The organism is Leucobacter sp. L43, from assembly GCF_016597785.1.
Classification (GTDB): domain Bacteria; phylum Actinomycetota; class Actinomycetes; order Actinomycetales; family Microbacteriaceae; genus Leucobacter; species Leucobacter alluvii.
The window spans coordinates 1,810,545-1,827,083 of record NZ_JAENJG010000001.1 but is presented as its reverse complement, the minus strand read 5'-3'; the positions used below and the strand labels follow the sequence as shown (position 1 = coordinate 1,827,083).

Here is a 16,539-nt window from a genome sequence, read left to right as displayed (position 1 = left end):
GCGTCTCAGGGCGCGATTGAACCCTGCGTACTTCCGCCCACCAGCTTACCAAGATTCAGGCGCTGTACGGGGCATTACGGGCCTTGCAAACCGATGATTCGCCGGGGATCGTCCCCCCTCCGTCCTGTCGCCTCCCCAAGAATCGTCATCGCTGAGCAGATCGTCCCGCCGAACGCACCTCAGGTCGTCCGCTATCAGCCGTATGTGTCTCTCGGCCCCCGGCCTGGAACGGACCTCATGCCGTGCCGCCAGCTCGGGGCACCCGGCGCGAGGAATCGGAGATCCCGAATCTCCGAATCGGGATAGTCTCGCAAGAGCCGCGTGAGCAATTCGCCCCGCAACCGCCTGAGCTCGGTCGCCCAGGTCGTCGAATCGCACTGGACCTGAAGGACGCCGTGGCTGATGCCCACGACCGTCGTATGCTCGGCGGTTGCATTGCCGGCGAACTCCGGCCATTCCCCGATCAACCGAGCCTGCTCGAGTTCGACGCTCCATCCCATGTCGCTCGCGACATTGACGAGCACATCTGAGAGAGCTTTCGGATCGCGACCGAACCCGAAGGGACTCCCACCAGGGGCTTCCGAACCGTTTCGGCGGGAACGACGACGCTGCGGAACGCCGCGCCACACGGATTTCGCACGAAGATAGGCGTCTGACGTGAACTCGACGCCCGACTCACCCACCGTCGTCCCCCTCGATCGGTCCGTCATCGCGAGCCTCCGCCCGCGACACTGATGTCTCCGAATCGGGGGTCGTCCGCACCACCGGGGGCGTGGCGCCTTCCGCCCCGCTGGCGTCTGCTGCGGAGTCGTCAGTGCACTCCATCGGTGCCACGGTGCCTGCGCTGATACGCATCCTCTGCCAAGAAACGTCATCGGGCACATCCGATTCCACCGCTGCGGTGACAATCACCTGTTCATAGTCCCCCACGGCAGACATCAGTCGGGCTCGCCGCCCCGCATCCAACTCCGCGAACACGTCATCGAGAATAATCACAGGATCACCGGCCGACGACTCAGCCCTCAACAGCTCGGCGAGGCCCAGCTTCAGCGACAGTGCGAACGACCAGGATTCGCCATGGCTCGCGTAGCCCTTTACCGGAAGACCGTTGAGCGAGAGCACGAGATCGTCCCGATGCGGGCCGACGAGCGTCACACCGCGATCGATCTCGCGAGCTTGCACCATGCTGAGCGCCTCGTGGAACTCCTGCGCGAGCGTTTCACGTGAAACGTCGGGGAGCTCGCTCGCGTTCGGTGTTTCACGTGAAACGCCCCGTTCGGTGAGCGAAGCGGCGACGCTCTCCGCCATACCCAACCGAGGAACGTGGTCGGAACCAACGAGCGCGTGATAGTGATCACGAAGCGGACCAGCGAGGTCACGCAACAGCTCTCGCCGAGCAATCATGATCTGCACGCCGTACTCAACGAGCTGATCGTTCCATATCGAGAGCGTTGAAGGGACAGTTGACCCCCGGCTTCGGGTGGATTTCAATAGTGAAGTGCGCTGCCGGACGACCTTTTCGTAGTCTGCCAGGGCCGCTGAGGCGACCGGATGGCGGGCGAGCAGCGCATCGTCGAGAAACCGCCGACGTCCTGAGGGCTCTCCACGAACGATAATGAGGTCTTCTGGTGCGAAAGCGACCGCGGAGAACCACCGCGTGATCTCCCTCGGGCGCACCGAGTTGCCGTTCACCTGTGCCCGGTTTGCGCGGCCCTGATTGAGCTGCAACTCCAGGCGCACCTCGCGCTCCCCCGAGCGCACTCCCATTCGAGCAACCGCTGAATCACTGCCCGCGCGGATGAGCGCCTGATCGCCGGTCACTCGATGCGAGCGGAGAGTCGCGAAGTAGGCAATGGCTTCGACGAGGTTGGTCTTTCCTTGACCATTCTGGCCGACGAGCAGATTCGGACCAGCGGCGAGTGGAAGCTCCGCAGACGCGTAGTTACGGAAGTCGCCGAGCGAGAGATGCGTCACCCGCATCTCAGGCCTACCGAAGGAGCAGGTTCGGCTGCAGCAGGTAGCGGAAACTCTTCTCGTCCGCGTCGTCCTTGCTGCGCTGACTCGTGATGAGAACGGGACCGGGCTTTCCAGGGTTGTCCGTCCGAGTAAACCCGATTCGAGCGAACTCGGAATGCGTGGAACGCAAGCCGTCAAGCAGGAACTGGGGCTTCAGCGAGACCACCATCTCGTCGCCGACGAGGTGCGCATCAACCGTCTCGACGGCCTGCGCCGACTCGGTCCCAGCGGCTTCCAGCGTGACGGTGCCCTCGGCGAACGAGAAGCGAAGGGCCGCCTCCCGCTCGAGCACCAACCCGACGCGGCCCACGGCCTCAATGAGCTCCGAAGTGCTGATCACGGCGTAATTCTCGATGCTCTCGGGGAACAAACGACCAACCGGCGGGTAGTTGCCCTTGATCAGCAGCGACGTCACCGTCTTCGTGCCACCGGTGAAGGCGATGAGTTCCCGGTCGGCATCCTTGACGATGCTCACCTGGACCTCCCCGACACCCGAGAAGGTCTTTCCGACCTCGGTAACGATCTTCGACGGGACCAGCGCAGTCAGTGCATCGCCGGAGTCACGGTGCTCCCAATCGATGCTTCGCGTCGCGACGCGGTACCGATCGGTCGCGGTGAGGGTCACCGAATTCGAATCGATCTCGAACTGCACGCCCGTGATCACCGGTGTCACATCATCCTTCGATGCCGCGAGCGACACCTGCGAGACGGCTTCCGAGAAGACATCCGCCGGCATCGACCCGGAGACGGAATCAACCCTCGGCACCTGCGGGTACTCCTCGACCGGCATCGCCGGAAGGCTGAACGACGCAGAACCGCAGCGAACCTCGACGCGGCTCTCGAGCAGAGACACTTCAACGTCGGAGTGCGGCAGGCGCTGGGCGATCTCGCCGAGCAATCGACCCGATACCAGCGCGCGCCCCGCTTCTGCGACGACCGCTGTGTTCGAGGTCCTCGCGGAGACTTCGTAATCGAACGACGAGACCGTGAGCTGATCGCCATCGGCTTCGATGAGCGCCCCGCTGAGGAGGGGCTGCGTCGGGCGGGGAGGGAGCAACTTCACTGCGAACGATACAGCGTCGCTGAATACGTCACGATTGACGGTAAATCGCATCGGGCTTCCCTTCGCACGCGTTCTGGGTCGCGTCGTTCTCCTCGGCCTGACAATCTTTGCACACTCGTCGAGCCTCAGCATCCGGTCGACGTTCGTGTCATCGTTCACGGGTCTCTTCGCCGATCACCGTGTGTGTGATCGAGTGCCCGTTGAAAAGAATGAGAAGTGTTAACAGTGTTAACGTCTGTGGATTCTGTGGATAAGTCCCGGCACATCAATTCTTGTAACGGAACTACACGTCTGTGACTTGTGCAATCGTGGTGGATGGATTGCGATCCGCGGAATCATGCGGAACCCGGCGACAGGAGGCTCCCTCACAGGCTTCCCGGATCCATGCACAGGCGCGGGCGAGTTCTCCCCAACTATCCACACTCGGCGAGTGGCCTGTGGATAACTTCTCTATCGACTGCCCTGTTTGATGCGCGTGGTCAGTTCGGTGACCTGGTTGTAGATGGATCGCCGTTCGGCGATGAGCTGGGAGATCTTCTTGTGCGCGTACATGACGGTGGTGTGGTCACGGCCGCCGAACAACTGACCGATCTTCGGAAGGGAGAGCGGTGTGAGTTCGCGGCAGAGATACATCGCGATCTGACGCGACGTCGCGATCTGCTGCGCGCGCGTCGGACCGTACAGGTCGTCGACCGAGAGGTCGAAGTACTCTGCCGTCTTGCTGATGATGTCGGAGGGCTGCACCTCGTTATCGGCGTCCAGCGTGATGAGGTCCTTGAGCACCGTGTGCACGAGCTGCATGTCGATCCGCTGCTGATTCAGGCTCGCGTATGCAGTCACCCGAATCAGGGTGCCTTCGAGTTCGCGGATGTTCGATGAGAACTTGCTCGCGATGAATTCGAGGATGCTGTAGTCGACCTCGAGATTCTCCCGCTCCGCCTTCTTGCGCAGGATCGCGATACGCGTCTCGAGATCGGGCACCTGGATGTCGGTGAGCAGGCCCCACTCGAATCGCGAGAGCATGCGCTCTTCGAACCCCCGAAGCTGCTTCGGCTGCACATCGCTCGTGATGACGACTTGCTTGTTGTGGTCGTGCAGGGTGTTAAACGTGTGGAAGAAGGCTTCCTGCGTCTCCACTTTGTCTTCAAGGAACTGAATGTCGTCGACGAGAAGGATGTCGACGCTTCGATAGCGCGCGTGAAACGCCGCTCCTTGATTGTTCGCGATGGAGTTGATGAAATCGTTGGTGAAATCCTCGGAACTGACATAGCGAACCCGTACGTCCGGGAAGAGCTCGCGCGCGTAGTGCCCGATGGCGTGAAGCAGGTGGGTCTTGCCCAGACCCGAATCGCCGTAGATGAACAATGGATTGTAGGCGCGGGCCGGCGCTTCGGCGACAGCGACGGCAGCGGCATGTGCGAAACGGTTGGACTGCCCGATCACGAAGCTGTCGAATCGATACTTCTCGTTGAGCCGGCTGTCGAGGGCATCGTCGACTCCGTGTCGACGCCGTGGTTCTGCAACGGGGCGCTGGGTGTCGTGACGGGGCGAGTCGAACCGTGAGCCGCCGAATCCGCCGCCGTCGAAATCGCGCACGTGCTCGGATGAGGACGGCGTCTCGGCAGCGGGCTCGGGGTCGATGTCAGGGTGGGCGTCTTCGTCGACGATGACGATGAAGTTGTCGATCTCCCGCGCCTCCGGAATGCGGGAGATCGCCGCCATGATCGCGGGGCGGAGTCGGTTCTCGAGCAGCTTGAGCGTGAAGTCGAGTTGCACGGCGAGATAGAGCGTTCCGGCTGCGATGCCTCGCGGCAAAGCGAGTGCGAGCTGTGCTCCGACGGCGGGGCCGACGGCGGGATCACTCATCACCGCCTGGGTGACGCGATCCCAGACTTCTTGCAGTTCGTCCTCAGTCACGTCGCTCCCGGCTCGCTGTTCATCATGAAGAATGCCTGTTATACCCAGGCTTATCCACAGAGGGACGGGCACAATCTCGCGGGAAATCAGCGGAGTGCAGCCGTGTGGAAACGCTTGCGCCCACGTTAGTCACAGATTTGTCCACAGGCAAGTCGATGTGGGAACGCGCCATTTCTCGATCACGATCCACGTGCCCGGCGGCGATCCTGCCTCCCCAACTTTGACGGAATGGTGCGGAAGGCGTAGAGTGAAGACCTTGTATGGGTGGCTCGTGTGAGACGAGTGCGCTACCGTGCGCTCGGAACGTGTCGAGCACATGAGGAACCGCACGCACACGAGTGGCCGACATCCGACTTCCTCGCCGCCCGAGAGGCGCGGGGATCTATTCCATAAGTCACGGAGTTTTCACTATGAGCAAGCGTACCTTCCAGCCCAACAACCGCCGCCGCGCCAAGGTGCACGGCTTCCGCGCCCGGATGCGCACCCGTGCGGGCCGCGCCATCGTCGCAGCTCGTCGCGGCAAGGGCCGCTCGAAGCTCACCGCGTAATCGTCGTACTCCCCCGGGATCGATCATGCCTGCACGGCGCAATCGAGTCACCCGGGGAGAGGACTACCGGCAGACCGTACGTGCCGGACGCCGCGTGGGTGGTGCACTATGCATCACCCACGCGGTTTTGCGTTCACCGGAGGATGCCGCTCGATTCGGGTTCATCATCTCCAAGGCTGTGGGCAATGCGGTGACCAGGAACCTGGTGCGTCGGCGAATGAAGTCGATCGTGGAGCAACGCCTGCGGAACGGGGCGACGGGTGTAGACGTGGTCTTTCGTGCGCTCCCCGCCGCGGCGGATGCTCCGTTCGCGGAGCTCGAGCGGGAGATCAACCGTGCGCTCGATCGGGTGGAGCGCCGCCAAGCGTCGACGGAGACGCGCTCATGATCCGGGTCGCAGCCGAAATCTGGTTGGCACCCCGTAATGCCGCTCTCGCTTGCATGCACGCCTACCGCCGCGTCGTCTCACCGCTCTATGGCGAAGTGTGCAGGTATTATCCATCGTGTTCCAGATACGCTGTTGAGGCGTATCAAATCCGCGGATTCATTGTCGGAACCGTTCTCACTGCGTGGCGGTTGCTGCGCTGCAATCCCTTCACTGCCGGCGGCATCGATGACGTCCCGCCGCGTGCGCACTCCCACTTCGTGACCAACACCCGCGGCTTCGTCCGCCCCATCGAGCGAAAGGCTTAACCCGGTGGACTTCTTCGAAACAATCCTGTGGCCGCTCCGCTGGCTCGTCGAGCTCGTGCTCGCGGTCTGGCATCAGGCCTTCACGTGGATCGGCATGGACCCCGAGTCGGGCCTCACGTGGGTGCTCTCGATCATCGGCCTCGTGGTCGTGGTCCGCTCGGCGCTGATCCCCGTGACGGTGCGGCAGATCAAGTCGCAGCGCCGCATGATGGATCTCGCGCCCGAGATGAAGAAGATCCAGGACAAGTACAAGGGCAAGAAGGATCAGTACTCCCGAGAGGCGATGAGCCGGGAGACGATGGCGCTCTACAAGAAGCACGGGACCAACCCGTTCTCCTCGTGCCTGCCGATCCTCATCCAGATGCCGGTCTTCTTCTCGCTCTTCTACGTACTCCGGCACGCGTCCGATAACACCACCGGCATCGGCTTCATGACGGCGGAGCTGACGAAGAACTTCAATGCCGCTGAGCTCTTCGGTGCTCCGCTGAAGATGACCTTCACGCAGGGCTGGGAGTCCGGCAACTGGACGGTCGTGGTGCTCCTGGGCATCAACGTCATCCTGATGATCGGTTCGCAGTTCTTCACGCAGCTGCAGATCATGTCGAAGAACGTCTCCGATGAGACGAAGAACTCGCCGATGTACCGTCAGCAGCGCATCCTGCTGTACATCATCCCCTTCGCGTTCCTCTTCTCAGGCGTTGCATTCCCGCTCGCGCTGAACGTCTACTGGTTCACCTCCAACCTCTGGACCATGGCCCAGCAGTTCATCGTGATCCGCAACATGCCGACCCCGGGCAGTGATGCGTGGCGCGCGCGGCAGGAGCGCCTCAAGGCGAAGGGCAAGCTGACCGACGATGAGAAGCGCGCGCAGGCTCGCGGCGAGGAGATCGCTCCCCCGAAGGCCGGTCAGCGCCAGCAGCCGGTCAGCGCCAAGCGTTCGAAGAAGAAGGGCAAGTGATGACGACCGACGATCGCACCGCACCTGACACCTCGACTGCTGAACTCAGCCTCGAAGAACTCGAGGCCGACGGCGACCTCGCTGCCGACTACATCGAGGGGCTTCTCGATATCGCGGATCTCGACGGCGACATCGATATCGACGTCGCGAACGGCCGGGCATACGTCTCGGTGACCGGAGGGGACGTCGATCTCGACCGTCTCGCGGGGGTCGATACCGTGCAGGCGCTGCAAGATCTCACTCGTCTCGCCGTGCAGGCGAAGACGGGGCGTTTCTCGCGCCTGATCGTCGATGTGGGGGGATCGCGGGACGCGCGAGCCACCGAACTCAAGCGCATGGTCGATTCGGCGGTGGCGCAGATCGCCGCGGGCCGCGAGCAGGTCGAGCTCGAGCCCATGTCGTCCTACGAACGCAAACTGGTGCACGACGACGTCGCGGATCGCGGTTACTTCTCGGAGTCCCGCGGTGAAGGCCGTGATCGCCGTCTCATCATCAGCCGGGGATGAACTCACCCCTGTTTCACGTGAAACTCCGGAAGGACCGCCATGCCCGCTGAGCAGGTGATCGAGCAGGAACCCGCCGCCGCACCGCTGCTCGCCGGCGACCGCATCGAGATGCTGCGCGCGTTCACCGCGGACCTCGGCACGCGCGGCGAGCAGCTCGGGCTCATCGGTCCCCTTGAGGCGCCGCGTCTCTGGACACGCCATGTGCTCAACAGCGCACTGCTCGCCCCACTCATCGGCAGTGGTGCTCAGGTCGCCGACATCGGTACCGGCGGCGGGTTGCCCGGCCTGGTTCTCGCGATCGTGCGCCCGGACGCGCACTTCCTGTTCGTGGAGCCGATGGAGCGACGATGCGCGTGGCTGCAGGAGCAGATCGAGGTACTCGGATTGGAGAACGCCGAAGTGCGCCGAGGGCGCGCCGAGGAGTTCCACGATGCGTGGGAGGTCGACCAGATCACGGCTCGAGCTGTGACCGCGCTCCGCAAGCTCGTCCCACTGACGGCCCCGTTGCTCCGCGACGGGGGCGAGATGCTGTTCCTGAAGGGCGCTGCTGTCGATGCAGAGATCGAAGCCGCGGCGAAGGTGCTTCGCAAGTTTCGGGTGCGTGACGTGGCTGTGGTCGAGCTCGGTGCGGACTTGTTCGCGCAGGAGCTGCTTGCGGAGACGACCCGCGTCTTTCGGGCTAAAATCGTGAGACATGGCTGAAGCGGAGAAGTCGCTGGTCGGCGACCATCTCGTCGACAAGATTCGGCGACGGCGCAAACTCGCGGAGACGGTGTCGCCTCTCCCCGCTGAGACGCGCATCATCACGGTCTCGAACCAGAAGGGCGGCGTCGGAAAGACGACGACCACCGTCAATCTTGCCGCGGCCCTGGCCCGCCGCGGCGCGACGGTGCTGGTCATCGATATGGACCCGCAGGGAAACGCCTCGACGGCACTCGGCGTCCCCCATCGCCCCGAGATCACGAGCATCTACGACGTGCTCCTCGGCGATGACACGATCCCCGACGCGCTGCAGCCGACCTCTGATCACGAGAATCTGTGGTGCGTCCCCTCCACCATCAACCTCGCCGGCGCGGAGATCGAACTCGTGTCGCTGGTCGCGCGAGAGCAGCGGCTGCGCACGGCGCTGCAGACCTTCCTCGCGGAATCAGAGCGCAAGTATCACTACGTCTTCATCGATTGCCCGCCCTCGCTCGGGCTTCTGACGGTCAACGCCTTTGTCGCAGCCGACGAGGTGCTCATCCCGATCCAGACCGAGTACTACGCGCTGGAGGGCTTGAGCCAGCTGCTCGGGAACATCCAGCTCATCCAGAAGCACTTGAATCCGGGCCTGCGCATCTCCACGATTCTGTTGACGATGTACGACGCCCGAACGAACCTCGCACAGGAAGTGGCCGGAGAAGTGCGTGCGCACTTCCCCGAACAGGTGCTCAGCGCGATCGTCCCGCGATCCGTGCGCATCTCTGAGGCTCCCAGCTACGGGCAAACGGTGCACGCGTATGACGGAGCTTCGATCGGAGCGCTCGCATATCTGGAGGCCGCGGCTGAGATCGCCGAGCGCGGCGAACGTGGCAGTCTCCCGGCGACAGCCGGTACACAGCATGAAGGAAAGGCGTAACGCATGGCGACCAAGAAACGAGGCGGTCTCGGTCGCGGAATCGGCGCGCTCATTCCGCAGTCGTCGTCGGGCGAAGAGCGTCCCGTCGACGTCTTCTTCCCGTCGAGCGCCGGGCTGAGCGCAGCCGGTGCCGATGCGAACGTCACCACGGAGGAGGGCGGAACGCCTGCCGCGGAAACGGCGCCGCTGCAGGAAGTGCCGGGAGCTCGCCTGACCCGTCTCGATGTCGCTGACGTCGTTCCGAACCGCGCGCAGCCGCGCACCGAGTTCGACGAGCAGGCGCTCGACGAATTGACGCACAGCGTGCGGGAGTTCGGCGTGTTCCAGCCCATCGTGGTGCGCGCGATCGAGCCCGAACCGGCCGATGGCGCCCGCTACGAGTTGATCATGGGCGAGCGTCGCTTGCGAGCGTCGAAGCGCGCGGGGCTGGAGACGATTCCCGCGATCGTGCGGAGTACCGCCGATGAGCACATGCTGCGCGACGCGCTGCTCGAGAACCTGCACCGGGCCCAGCTCAATCCGCTGGAGGAAGCGTCCGCGTATCAGCAACTGCTCGCCGATTTCGGGATCACGCAGGAGCAGCTCGCGGAGCGCATCGGCCGATCACGACCGCAGGTGTCGAATACGATTCGTCTCCTGCGCCTCCCCGAGCCCGTGCAGGCACGAGTAGCCGCCGGGGTGCTCACGGCGGGTCACGCTCGTGCGATCCTCTCGCTCGACGGCGATGTCGATGCCATGCAGCGCCTCGCCGACAAGGTGGTGAACGAGGGCCTGTCGGTGCGTGCCGCTGAGGCTGCCGCCTCCGAGCTGCCGAAGCGGAACAAGCCGAAACCGCGAGCCGGAGGCGTGCAGGCGCAGCTCGGCGAGATCGCCGAGCGACTCGGCGACCGCTTCGACACGCGTGTCGCCGTCAAGCTCGGGGCGAAGAAGGGGCAGATCGTCATCGACTTCGCCACGATCGCAGACCTCAAGCGCATCCTCTCCGATCTCGGAGACCCCGGCTTCGGCGCCTGACCTCGCACCTGCGTGGAGTGGCCTGAGCGCGTCTGCTCGACGTCGCCGGTGTCCGCCCGTGTCGCCGGGCGCAGCGCCGGCGATGTGAGGCGTGTCGCCTGCAGACAGCACAGCGGCCGGCGATCGAGTGACGATCGCCGGCCGCTGTGCTGCGTGACGGAGGCGAACCTCCGGTTGCGCGGCTTAGATGATGCCGTCGAGGTGCTTCTCGATCATCGGCTTCGGCATCGCGCCGATGATTTCGCGAACCTCGGCTCCGCCCTTGAAGACCTTCATGGCCGGGATGGACGTGATGCGGTACTGCGCAGCTAGGTTCGGGTTCTCATCGACGTTCAGCTTCGCGATGATGATCTTGCCCTCGTTCTCAGCGGCGATCTGATCGAGCACGGGCGCGACCGCGCGGCACGGGCCGCACCATTCTGCCCAGAAATCGACGAGCACGGGGACGTCGCTCTGGAGAACGGCCTGCTCGAAGCTCTGCTCGTCGACGGTGATTGCTTGTGACATGGTGACTCCTTCTGACGATTTCTTGCGGTTAGACAGTCGCGAGTGCGATCTGCTCGGCTTGCTCGCGAGCCGCGAGGTAGTGCTCGGCGTCGAGTGCGGCCACGGTGCCCGAGGCTGCTGCAGTGATCGCCTGCCGGTATGACGGGTCGATGACGTCTCCAGCCGCGAACACGCCAGGCGAAGAGGTGCGAGAACTGCGCCCTTCCACGGCGATGGTTCCGTCAGCGGTCAGGTCGAGCTTGCCGTGCACGAGGTGCGTGCGCGGGTCGTTGCCGATTGCGATGAACAGGCCGTCGAGGGCGAGATCGCGCTCCGAGCCGTCGACCGTGTCGCGCAGCGTGATGCCGGTGAGTTCGGATTCGCCTTGGATCGCGGCGACCTCGGAATTCCAGACGAACTCGATCTTCGGATTGTCGAACGCGCGCTGCTGCATGATCTTGGACGCCTTGAGCTCCTCGCGGCGGTGAATGACGAAGACCTTGTCCGCGAAGCGGGTGAGGAAGGTCGCCTCCTCCATCGCCGAGTCGCCGCCGCCGACCACCGCGATCGTCTTCTCGCGGAAGAAGAAGCCGTCGCAGGTCGCGCACCAGGAGACGCCGTGCCCGGACAGTCGGTCCTCGTCGGCGATTCCGAGCTTGCGGTACGCCGAACCTGTGGCGTAGATCACCGTGTGGGCCTCGTGGACCGATCCGTCTCCCGCGGTCACTCGCTTCATCTCGCCGGAGAAGTCCACCTCGGTGATGTCGTCGTAGATGACCTCGGTGCCGAAGCGCTCAGCCTGCTCTTGCATCTTCTGCATGAGGTCGGGGCCCTGCACGCCCTCGGGGAAACCGGGGAAGTTCTCGACTTCCGTCGTGTTCATCAGTTCACCGCCGATGCCTACGGCGCTCGCGAACAGCACAGGCTTGAGACCGGCGCGCGCAGCGTAGATTGCCGCAGTGAAACCGGCGGGGCCGGATCCGATGATGATGATCTGGTGCATGACGCTCCTTGCACACCTGGGGATTGAGTCGCGGCGATGACCGCTCGGGTGATACAACCCATCCTAGGCGCGCAGTATTCCTGGGCTCCTGAGGGCGCCTACATCGCGGGGACGATGTCGTCGCCGTCTCCGTCCGGCCCGGTTGCCGGTGCGTTCCGGCTCCGGCGGCGACGCACGCTGCGCACGATGCCGAAGACGAGCAGCATGACCGCGAGCCCGCCCAGCGCCCAGAAGATGATCGTCTCGATACTGCTGCGGATCGTGATCGGCAGCGTACCCGTGAACACCGTCGGGCTGCCGTCGGCCGCCGAGACGCTGACGACGAGGCCTGATTCGCCGGAGGAGACACGGCTGCGCACCGGTACGAGTACACGTTCGCTCGTCTCCGCGGGCACGACCACCTCGCGGAAGCGGCGCTCCGGGACCGAGAGCGCGGCGGACGCGGGGTCGACGTCGACCGTCACCACCGCATCGAAGGGAAGCGCGTTCCGCAGCTGCACCGGCACCCGCGAGGAGCTGCCGACGAGCTGGATGTGCTCGGTGCTGATCGCCTGCACTCCGCTGAGCAATTCGGCGTCGCGTTTGCGGAAGTCGGCGGCGACCTGGGCGAAGCCGTCGGCATCGGCGGCGTAGGGCGTCGAGAAGAGCTGCAGCAATCGCGTGCGCTGGTACCCGCTGAGGTACTCGGGGTGGGTGAGCACCGCACCGAGTTCGTTCACCGATCCCTCCCGATTCGAAGCCGAGCGCAGGAGTTCGAGTCGGTCTTGAGAGGGGCCGGATGGGCGGAGTTCGACCGTCCCCGTGCGCTGGTCGGCGATCGCCGTCGGAGTCGTCCACGCGAACGCCTCGAGTTGTTCGAGCAGCTCGGCGGGGTCGGAGGCGTCACCGGTCGCTCCGCGATCGAGGGCCAGTACGACCCCGTCCGATCCGCCCTGGGCGTCGACGACGAGCTCGGCCGCCAGGCGGGCCACTCCCCCGGATCGCTCCGTCTCGGTCTCGGCGTGCAGCGCCGTGCGCGCCGCCCGATCGAGTGCCGCATCCGTGACCGTGACGCTGTCGCTCCCGAGGCGAGCGCGAGGCCCGCCGTCGAGATCCGCTCCGTCCGAGCTCAGCACGAGGGAGTCGACTCCCTCCTGGTCGAGCAGCGGGAGTAGGGCGGGATCGGCGCGGCCCTCGGCCGGCCAAACGTGAGCGGTCTCCTGCTGCGGCCAGTCGAGCAGCTCGGTGAGCGTGGGAAGGGGCAGTTCTGCTGATCCGGCTTCCCCGTCGGTGTCGGGCGCGTCGGGAGCGTCGGCGCCTTCGTCACTCCCAGCGGTACCGTTCTCCTCGGCGCCCGGACCCGTCGCATCGGGGGTCTCCGAGAAGCTGCCGAATCGGCTCACGAAATCGAGGTTCGTGGGCTCCAGCAGCGTCGTGAAGCCGAGCGCCGCCTGCACCGAGGGGTCGGCGTCGGCGAACTGGAGGAGGAACGACGGGAGCGGAGTCGTCTCGAGGCGGCTGAGGAGCAACTGAGCATTCCGCGGCGCCTCGTCGCCGTACGCGCGAATGCCTGCGATGAGTCGGGGGTCGATTGCGAGCGTCGCGTCGTGGGCGCGCGCCGCCGTCAGCAGCCGGTCCCAGACGGGCGCGAGCTCCTCGAGCTGGCCGCGCGTGGGCAGCGTGCGAATGTCGGAGGGCAGCACGAACGGCACGATGACGCTCATCGGCACGGTGTCCGTCCCGGCTCCCCTCCAGATCACCGGCGTCGCGGTCGACACGGTGGGACTGACCGCCGAGTCGTCCTCGCCGGGCTCTGCGCCGAACGCCGCGAAGCCCTGGTCGGGGTCTTCGGCGAACTGCAACGTCGCCCCCACGCGGTACGCCCCTGCCTCTGCCGCGGCGCCGATCGGCAGGTCGCTGCGGGAGACCGTGACTGTCGCGGTCTGCTCGGAACCGGGCGCGGTCGCCTCCACTGGCGCCTCTGCGAAGCGGTTCGCCGAAGCGGGCATCGGCTCGTCGAGGTCTCCGAGGTCGGTCAGGCGATCAGCGTCGAGGACGAGCGTGACGGTACCGGCCGGGAGTTCGGCGGTGGTCGAATTCCGGATCAGCAGCCCGAACTGCACCTCGTCGTCGCCGGCTGCGATCACCGGCTCTCGCGGCGAGACGACGAGGTCGACCCCTGCAGCGCGGTCGGCGGCTTCGTCCGAGGTCGCGTCGGCGCGGGTGCCCGACACGTGCTCGACTGCAGGGCGCTGCGAACCGGGACCGCTCGCCGTCATCGCTGCGGTCGCCGTGCCGGACGTCCCGAGCAGCGCACCGACCAGCGCGGCGACGGCGAGCGTCCGCGGCCCGAACGCGCGCACGTGCAGGCGGAGTACGGAGAGCATGGCGTCAAGTCTAGGGACCGGATCCCCCACGACGACCCGGGTACCCTAGAGGGATGCCCTCCCTCGCTGCATCCATGGACGCTCTGCGCGCCATCGCCGACTCAGCGCCGGTCGCGGTTCTCGCCACGGCGTTCGCCGATCGGGGCCACGAATTCGCCCTCGTGGGGGGTCCGGTGCGAGACGCGCTGCTCGGCCGCACCGTGACAGACCTCGATTTCACCACGTCGGCGCATCCCGATGAGACGCGCGCGGTGCTCGACGCCGTTTCGACGAACGTCTGGGACGTCGGTCGCGATTTCGGGACGATCGCTGCGCGCGTGCACGGTGAGACCGTCGAGATCACCACCTACCGCGCCGAGACCTACCGCGATGACTCGCGGAAGCCCGAGGTGCGCTTCGGCAAGACCATCGAGGGCGATCTCGTGCGCCGCGATTTCACGATCAACGCCCTGGCACTGATGCTCCCCGACCTGCGACTCGTCGACGTCTCGGGCGGGCTCGAGGATCTGCTCGCGAGGAAGATCCGTACGCCGGGCGCCCCTGAGGAGTCGTTCACCGACGACCCGCTGCGCATGCTGCGCGCGGCGCGCTTCTCTGCGCAACTGGGATTCGAGGTCACGTCGGAGACACGGGATTCGATGGAGGAGCTCGCCGAACGCCTCGACATCATCTCGGCCGAGCGGATCCGCGACGAATTCGTGAAACTCCTCTCCGCGCGCGACCCGATTCCGGGCATTCGGTTGCTGGTCGAGACGGGGCTTGCAGAGCGATTCCTGCCGGAGCTCACGGCGCTCATCGCGACGCAGGACGACCACGGGCGGCACAAAGACGTCTACGAGCACAGTCTCACGGTGCTGCGGCAGGCGATCGAGCTCGAGCACGAGCGGCGCGCGGGCGATGCAGAAGACGACGCGGCCGCGGCGCCAGACCTCGTGCTGCGCGTCGCCTCGCTGCTGCACGATGTCGGCAAACCGGCTACGCGCCGCTTCGAACGCGGGGGTGTGACCTTCCACCACCACGATGTCGTCGGTGCCAAGCTCGTGAAGAAGCGATTGCGCGAGCTGCGATTCGACAACGACACCGTGAAGCGCGTGGCGAGACTCGTCGAGCTGCATCTGCGCTTCTTCGGATACAGCGATCAGCCGTGGACGGATTCGGCGGTGCGGCGCTACGTGCGCGATGCCGGAGATGAGCTCGAGCGGCTCCACATCCTCACCAGAGCCGATGTGACGACGCGCAACCGCCGCAAGGCCGAGCGGCTGGATCACGCGTACGACGACATCGAGCGTCGGATCGCCGAGCTCGCGGAGGCGGAGGAGCTGGCGGCGGTGCGGCCGGAACTCGACGGAGAGGAGATCATGGCGATCCTCGACGTCCCGCCGGGGCCCGTCGTCGGGCGGGCGTACCGCTATCTCCTCGAGTTGCGTCTCGATGAGGGACCGATCGGCCCGGAGGCGGCTGAAGCGCGCCTCAGGGCCTGGTATGCAGAACAGGGTGGCGAGTGAATGGGAGACCGTGACGTGAGTGAGGATGCACCGACGAGCTGGTTCGACGGACGAGCGCGCGTGCTGTTCGTGCACGCGCATCCCGACGACGAGACCATCGCGACCGGAGGAACCCTCGCCGCGCTCGCCGAGGCGGGGCGGGAGCCGCTCCTCGTGACGCTCACCCGCGGAGAGCAGGGCGAGGTCGTCGCCGGTCCGCTGGAGGCACTCGTGGCAGCGCACGGACTGGCGGTGGCGCGGCAGAACGAACTCAGAACGGCGCTCGGCATGCTCGGCGTGGATCGCCATGCGTTTCTCGGCGTCGAGCCCGCCCGCGCCGAAGGCTATCCCCCCGTCATCTACGAGGATTCCGGCATGGAGTGGGGTGCCGATGGCCGGGCGACCGCCGCGCGCGACGCGAGTCCGGATGCGCTGACGTCGGCTCCTGCGGTCGAGGCGCTGAACGATCTGCTCGCCGCCGCCTACCAGTCGAATGCGCAGGCAGTGGTGAGCTATGACGACGGCGGCGGATACGGCCACCCCGATCACGTGCTGGCCCATCGACTCGCGCGCGCCGTCGCGCACGCGCTCGACGTGCCCTTCTGGGCGATCGTCTCCGATGTGTTCGCGAGCGAGACCGACCCGGGGGCGCCTGCGAGCGAGGCGGTGGAAGTGCACGACGTCTCCCCCTGGCTCCCGCGCAAGGTCGCCGCGTTGCGGGGGTACGCCACGCAGCTCACCGTCGACGGGGACGAGATCGTGCACGTCGGCGGTCAGCGCGAGCCCATCGGCACGGTTGAAGCATTCCGGCGGTTGACACCGGTGCCGGAGGCGCACGGATCGTCGTCCGCCGCGCGCTGACTCCCG

17 protein-coding genes are annotated in these 16,539 nt (G+C 65.6%); 10 read left to right on the top strand and 7 right to left on the bottom strand.

Features of this window, described 5'->3' with window-relative positions:
• Window positions 1-194: 194 nt before the first annotated feature.
• The 4 genes from JE033_RS14785 to dnaA form a co-directional block, all read right to left on the bottom strand.
• The gene (locus tag JE033_RS14785) at window positions 195-710 is read right to left on the bottom strand and encodes a DUF721 domain-containing protein (RefSeq protein ID WP_200330781.1); all 516 of its coding nucleotides are present in this window, start codon (window positions 708-710) and stop codon (window positions 195-197) included.
• Window positions 676-1,980, bottom strand: coding sequence for a DNA replication/repair protein RecF (recF, locus tag JE033_RS08515; protein WP_200331119.1), 1,305 nt, complete (start codon window positions 1,978-1,980; stop codon window positions 676-678). Before recF ends, JE033_RS14785 begins: the two co-directional genes overlap by 35 nt.
• A 7-nt stretch (window positions 1,981-1,987) precedes the next feature.
• Window positions 1,988-3,130: a DNA polymerase III subunit beta gene (gene dnaN, locus JE033_RS08510; RefSeq protein ID WP_200330779.1), complete on the bottom strand. Its 1,143-nt coding sequence runs from the start codon at window positions 3,128-3,130 to the stop codon at window positions 1,988-1,990.
• Between the two features lie 399 nt (window positions 3,131-3,529).
• The gene (gene dnaA, locus JE033_RS08505) at window positions 3,530-4,996 is read right to left on the bottom strand and encodes a chromosomal replication initiator protein DnaA (RefSeq protein ID WP_200330777.1); all 1,467 of its coding nucleotides are present in this window, start codon (window positions 4,994-4,996) and stop codon (window positions 3,530-3,532) included.
• Between the two features lie 410 nt (window positions 4,997-5,406).
• Here dnaA and rpmH point away from each other — a divergent pair, with 410 nt between their 5' ends.
• The 8 genes from rpmH to JE033_RS08465 are packed head-to-tail and all read left to right on the top strand — an operon-like array spanning window position 5,407 to window position 10,333.
• The gene (rpmH, locus tag JE033_RS08500) at window positions 5,407-5,544 is read left to right on the top strand and encodes a 50S ribosomal protein L34 (protein ID WP_010155609.1); all 138 of its coding nucleotides are present in this window, start codon (window positions 5,407-5,409) and stop codon (window positions 5,542-5,544) included.
• Window positions 5,545-5,569: 25 nt separating this feature from the next.
• Window positions 5,570-5,932 carry a ribonuclease P protein component gene (gene rnpA, locus JE033_RS08495; protein WP_200330775.1) on the top strand — a complete coding sequence of 121 codons (363 nt, stop codon included), beginning with the start codon at window positions 5,570-5,572 and terminating at the stop codon, window positions 5,930-5,932.
• Window positions 5,929-6,237 carry a membrane protein insertion efficiency factor YidD gene (gene yidD / locus JE033_RS08490; RefSeq protein WP_176698239.1) on the top strand — a complete coding sequence of 103 codons (309 nt, stop codon included), beginning with the start codon at window positions 5,929-5,931 and terminating at the stop codon, window positions 6,235-6,237. Before rnpA ends, yidD begins: the two co-directional genes overlap by 4 nt.
• A gap of 4 nt (window positions 6,238-6,241) precedes the next feature.
• Entirely contained in the window at window positions 6,242-7,195 is a 954-nt protein-coding gene (yidC, locus tag JE033_RS08485) for a membrane protein insertase YidC (protein ID WP_090145791.1), read from the top strand.
• Window positions 7,195-7,701 carry a R3H domain-containing nucleic acid-binding protein gene (locus tag JE033_RS08480; protein ID WP_090145792.1) on the top strand — a complete coding sequence of 169 codons (507 nt, stop codon included), beginning with the start codon at window positions 7,195-7,197 and terminating at the stop codon, window positions 7,699-7,701. Before yidC ends, JE033_RS08480 begins: the two co-directional genes overlap by 1 nt.
• Window positions 7,702-7,740: 39 nt before the next feature.
• Window positions 7,741-8,403 (top strand): 16S rRNA (guanine(527)-N(7))-methyltransferase RsmG, encoded by a 663-nt coding sequence (gene rsmG / locus JE033_RS08475; RefSeq protein WP_200330773.1) that lies wholly within the window; start codon window positions 7,741-7,743, stop codon window positions 8,401-8,403.
• Window positions 8,396-9,319 (top strand): ParA family protein, encoded by a 924-nt coding sequence (locus JE033_RS08470; RefSeq protein WP_234037122.1) that lies wholly within the window; start codon window positions 8,396-8,398, stop codon window positions 9,317-9,319. Before rsmG ends, JE033_RS08470 begins: the two co-directional genes overlap by 8 nt.
• Before the next feature lie 3 nt (window positions 9,320-9,322).
• Window positions 9,323-10,333 carry a ParB/RepB/Spo0J family partition protein gene (locus JE033_RS08465; protein WP_200330771.1) on the top strand — a complete coding sequence of 337 codons (1,011 nt, stop codon included), beginning with the start codon at window positions 9,323-9,325 and terminating at the stop codon, window positions 10,331-10,333.
• A 183-nt stretch (window positions 10,334-10,516) separates the two neighbouring features.
• On the opposite strand, the gene trxA is transcribed toward JE033_RS08465, so the two are convergent.
• The 3 genes from trxA to JE033_RS08450 all read right to left on the bottom strand — a co-directional run bounded on the left by trxA (window position 10,517) and on the right by JE033_RS08450 (window position 14,188).
• Complete coding sequence (gene trxA, locus JE033_RS08460) at window positions 10,517-10,840, bottom strand: thioredoxin (RefSeq protein ID WP_090145796.1); 324 nt, start codon at window positions 10,838-10,840, stop codon at window positions 10,517-10,519.
• Window positions 10,841-10,868: 28 nt separating this feature from the next.
• Complete coding sequence (gene trxB, locus JE033_RS08455; protein WP_200330769.1) at window positions 10,869-11,822, bottom strand: thioredoxin-disulfide reductase; 954 nt, start codon at window positions 11,820-11,822, stop codon at window positions 10,869-10,871.
• 98 nt (window positions 11,823-11,920) lie between these two features.
• The gene (locus JE033_RS08450) at window positions 11,921-14,188 is read right to left on the bottom strand and encodes a DUF6049 family protein (protein WP_200330767.1); all 2,268 of its coding nucleotides are present in this window, start codon (window positions 14,186-14,188) and stop codon (window positions 11,921-11,923) included.
• Window positions 14,189-14,241: 53 nt separating this feature from the next.
• Between JE033_RS08450 and JE033_RS08445 the strand changes: the two genes are divergently transcribed.
• Entirely contained in the window at window positions 14,242-15,693 is a 1,452-nt protein-coding gene (locus JE033_RS08445; RefSeq protein WP_200330765.1) for a CCA tRNA nucleotidyltransferase, read from the top strand.
• Window positions 15,694-15,708: 15 nt separating this feature from the next.
• A complete protein-coding gene (locus tag JE033_RS08440) occupies window positions 15,709-16,533 on the top strand; it encodes a PIG-L deacetylase family protein (protein ID WP_370567925.1) in 825 nt (274 codons plus the stop codon).
• Window positions 16,534-16,539 lie beyond the last annotated feature (6 nt).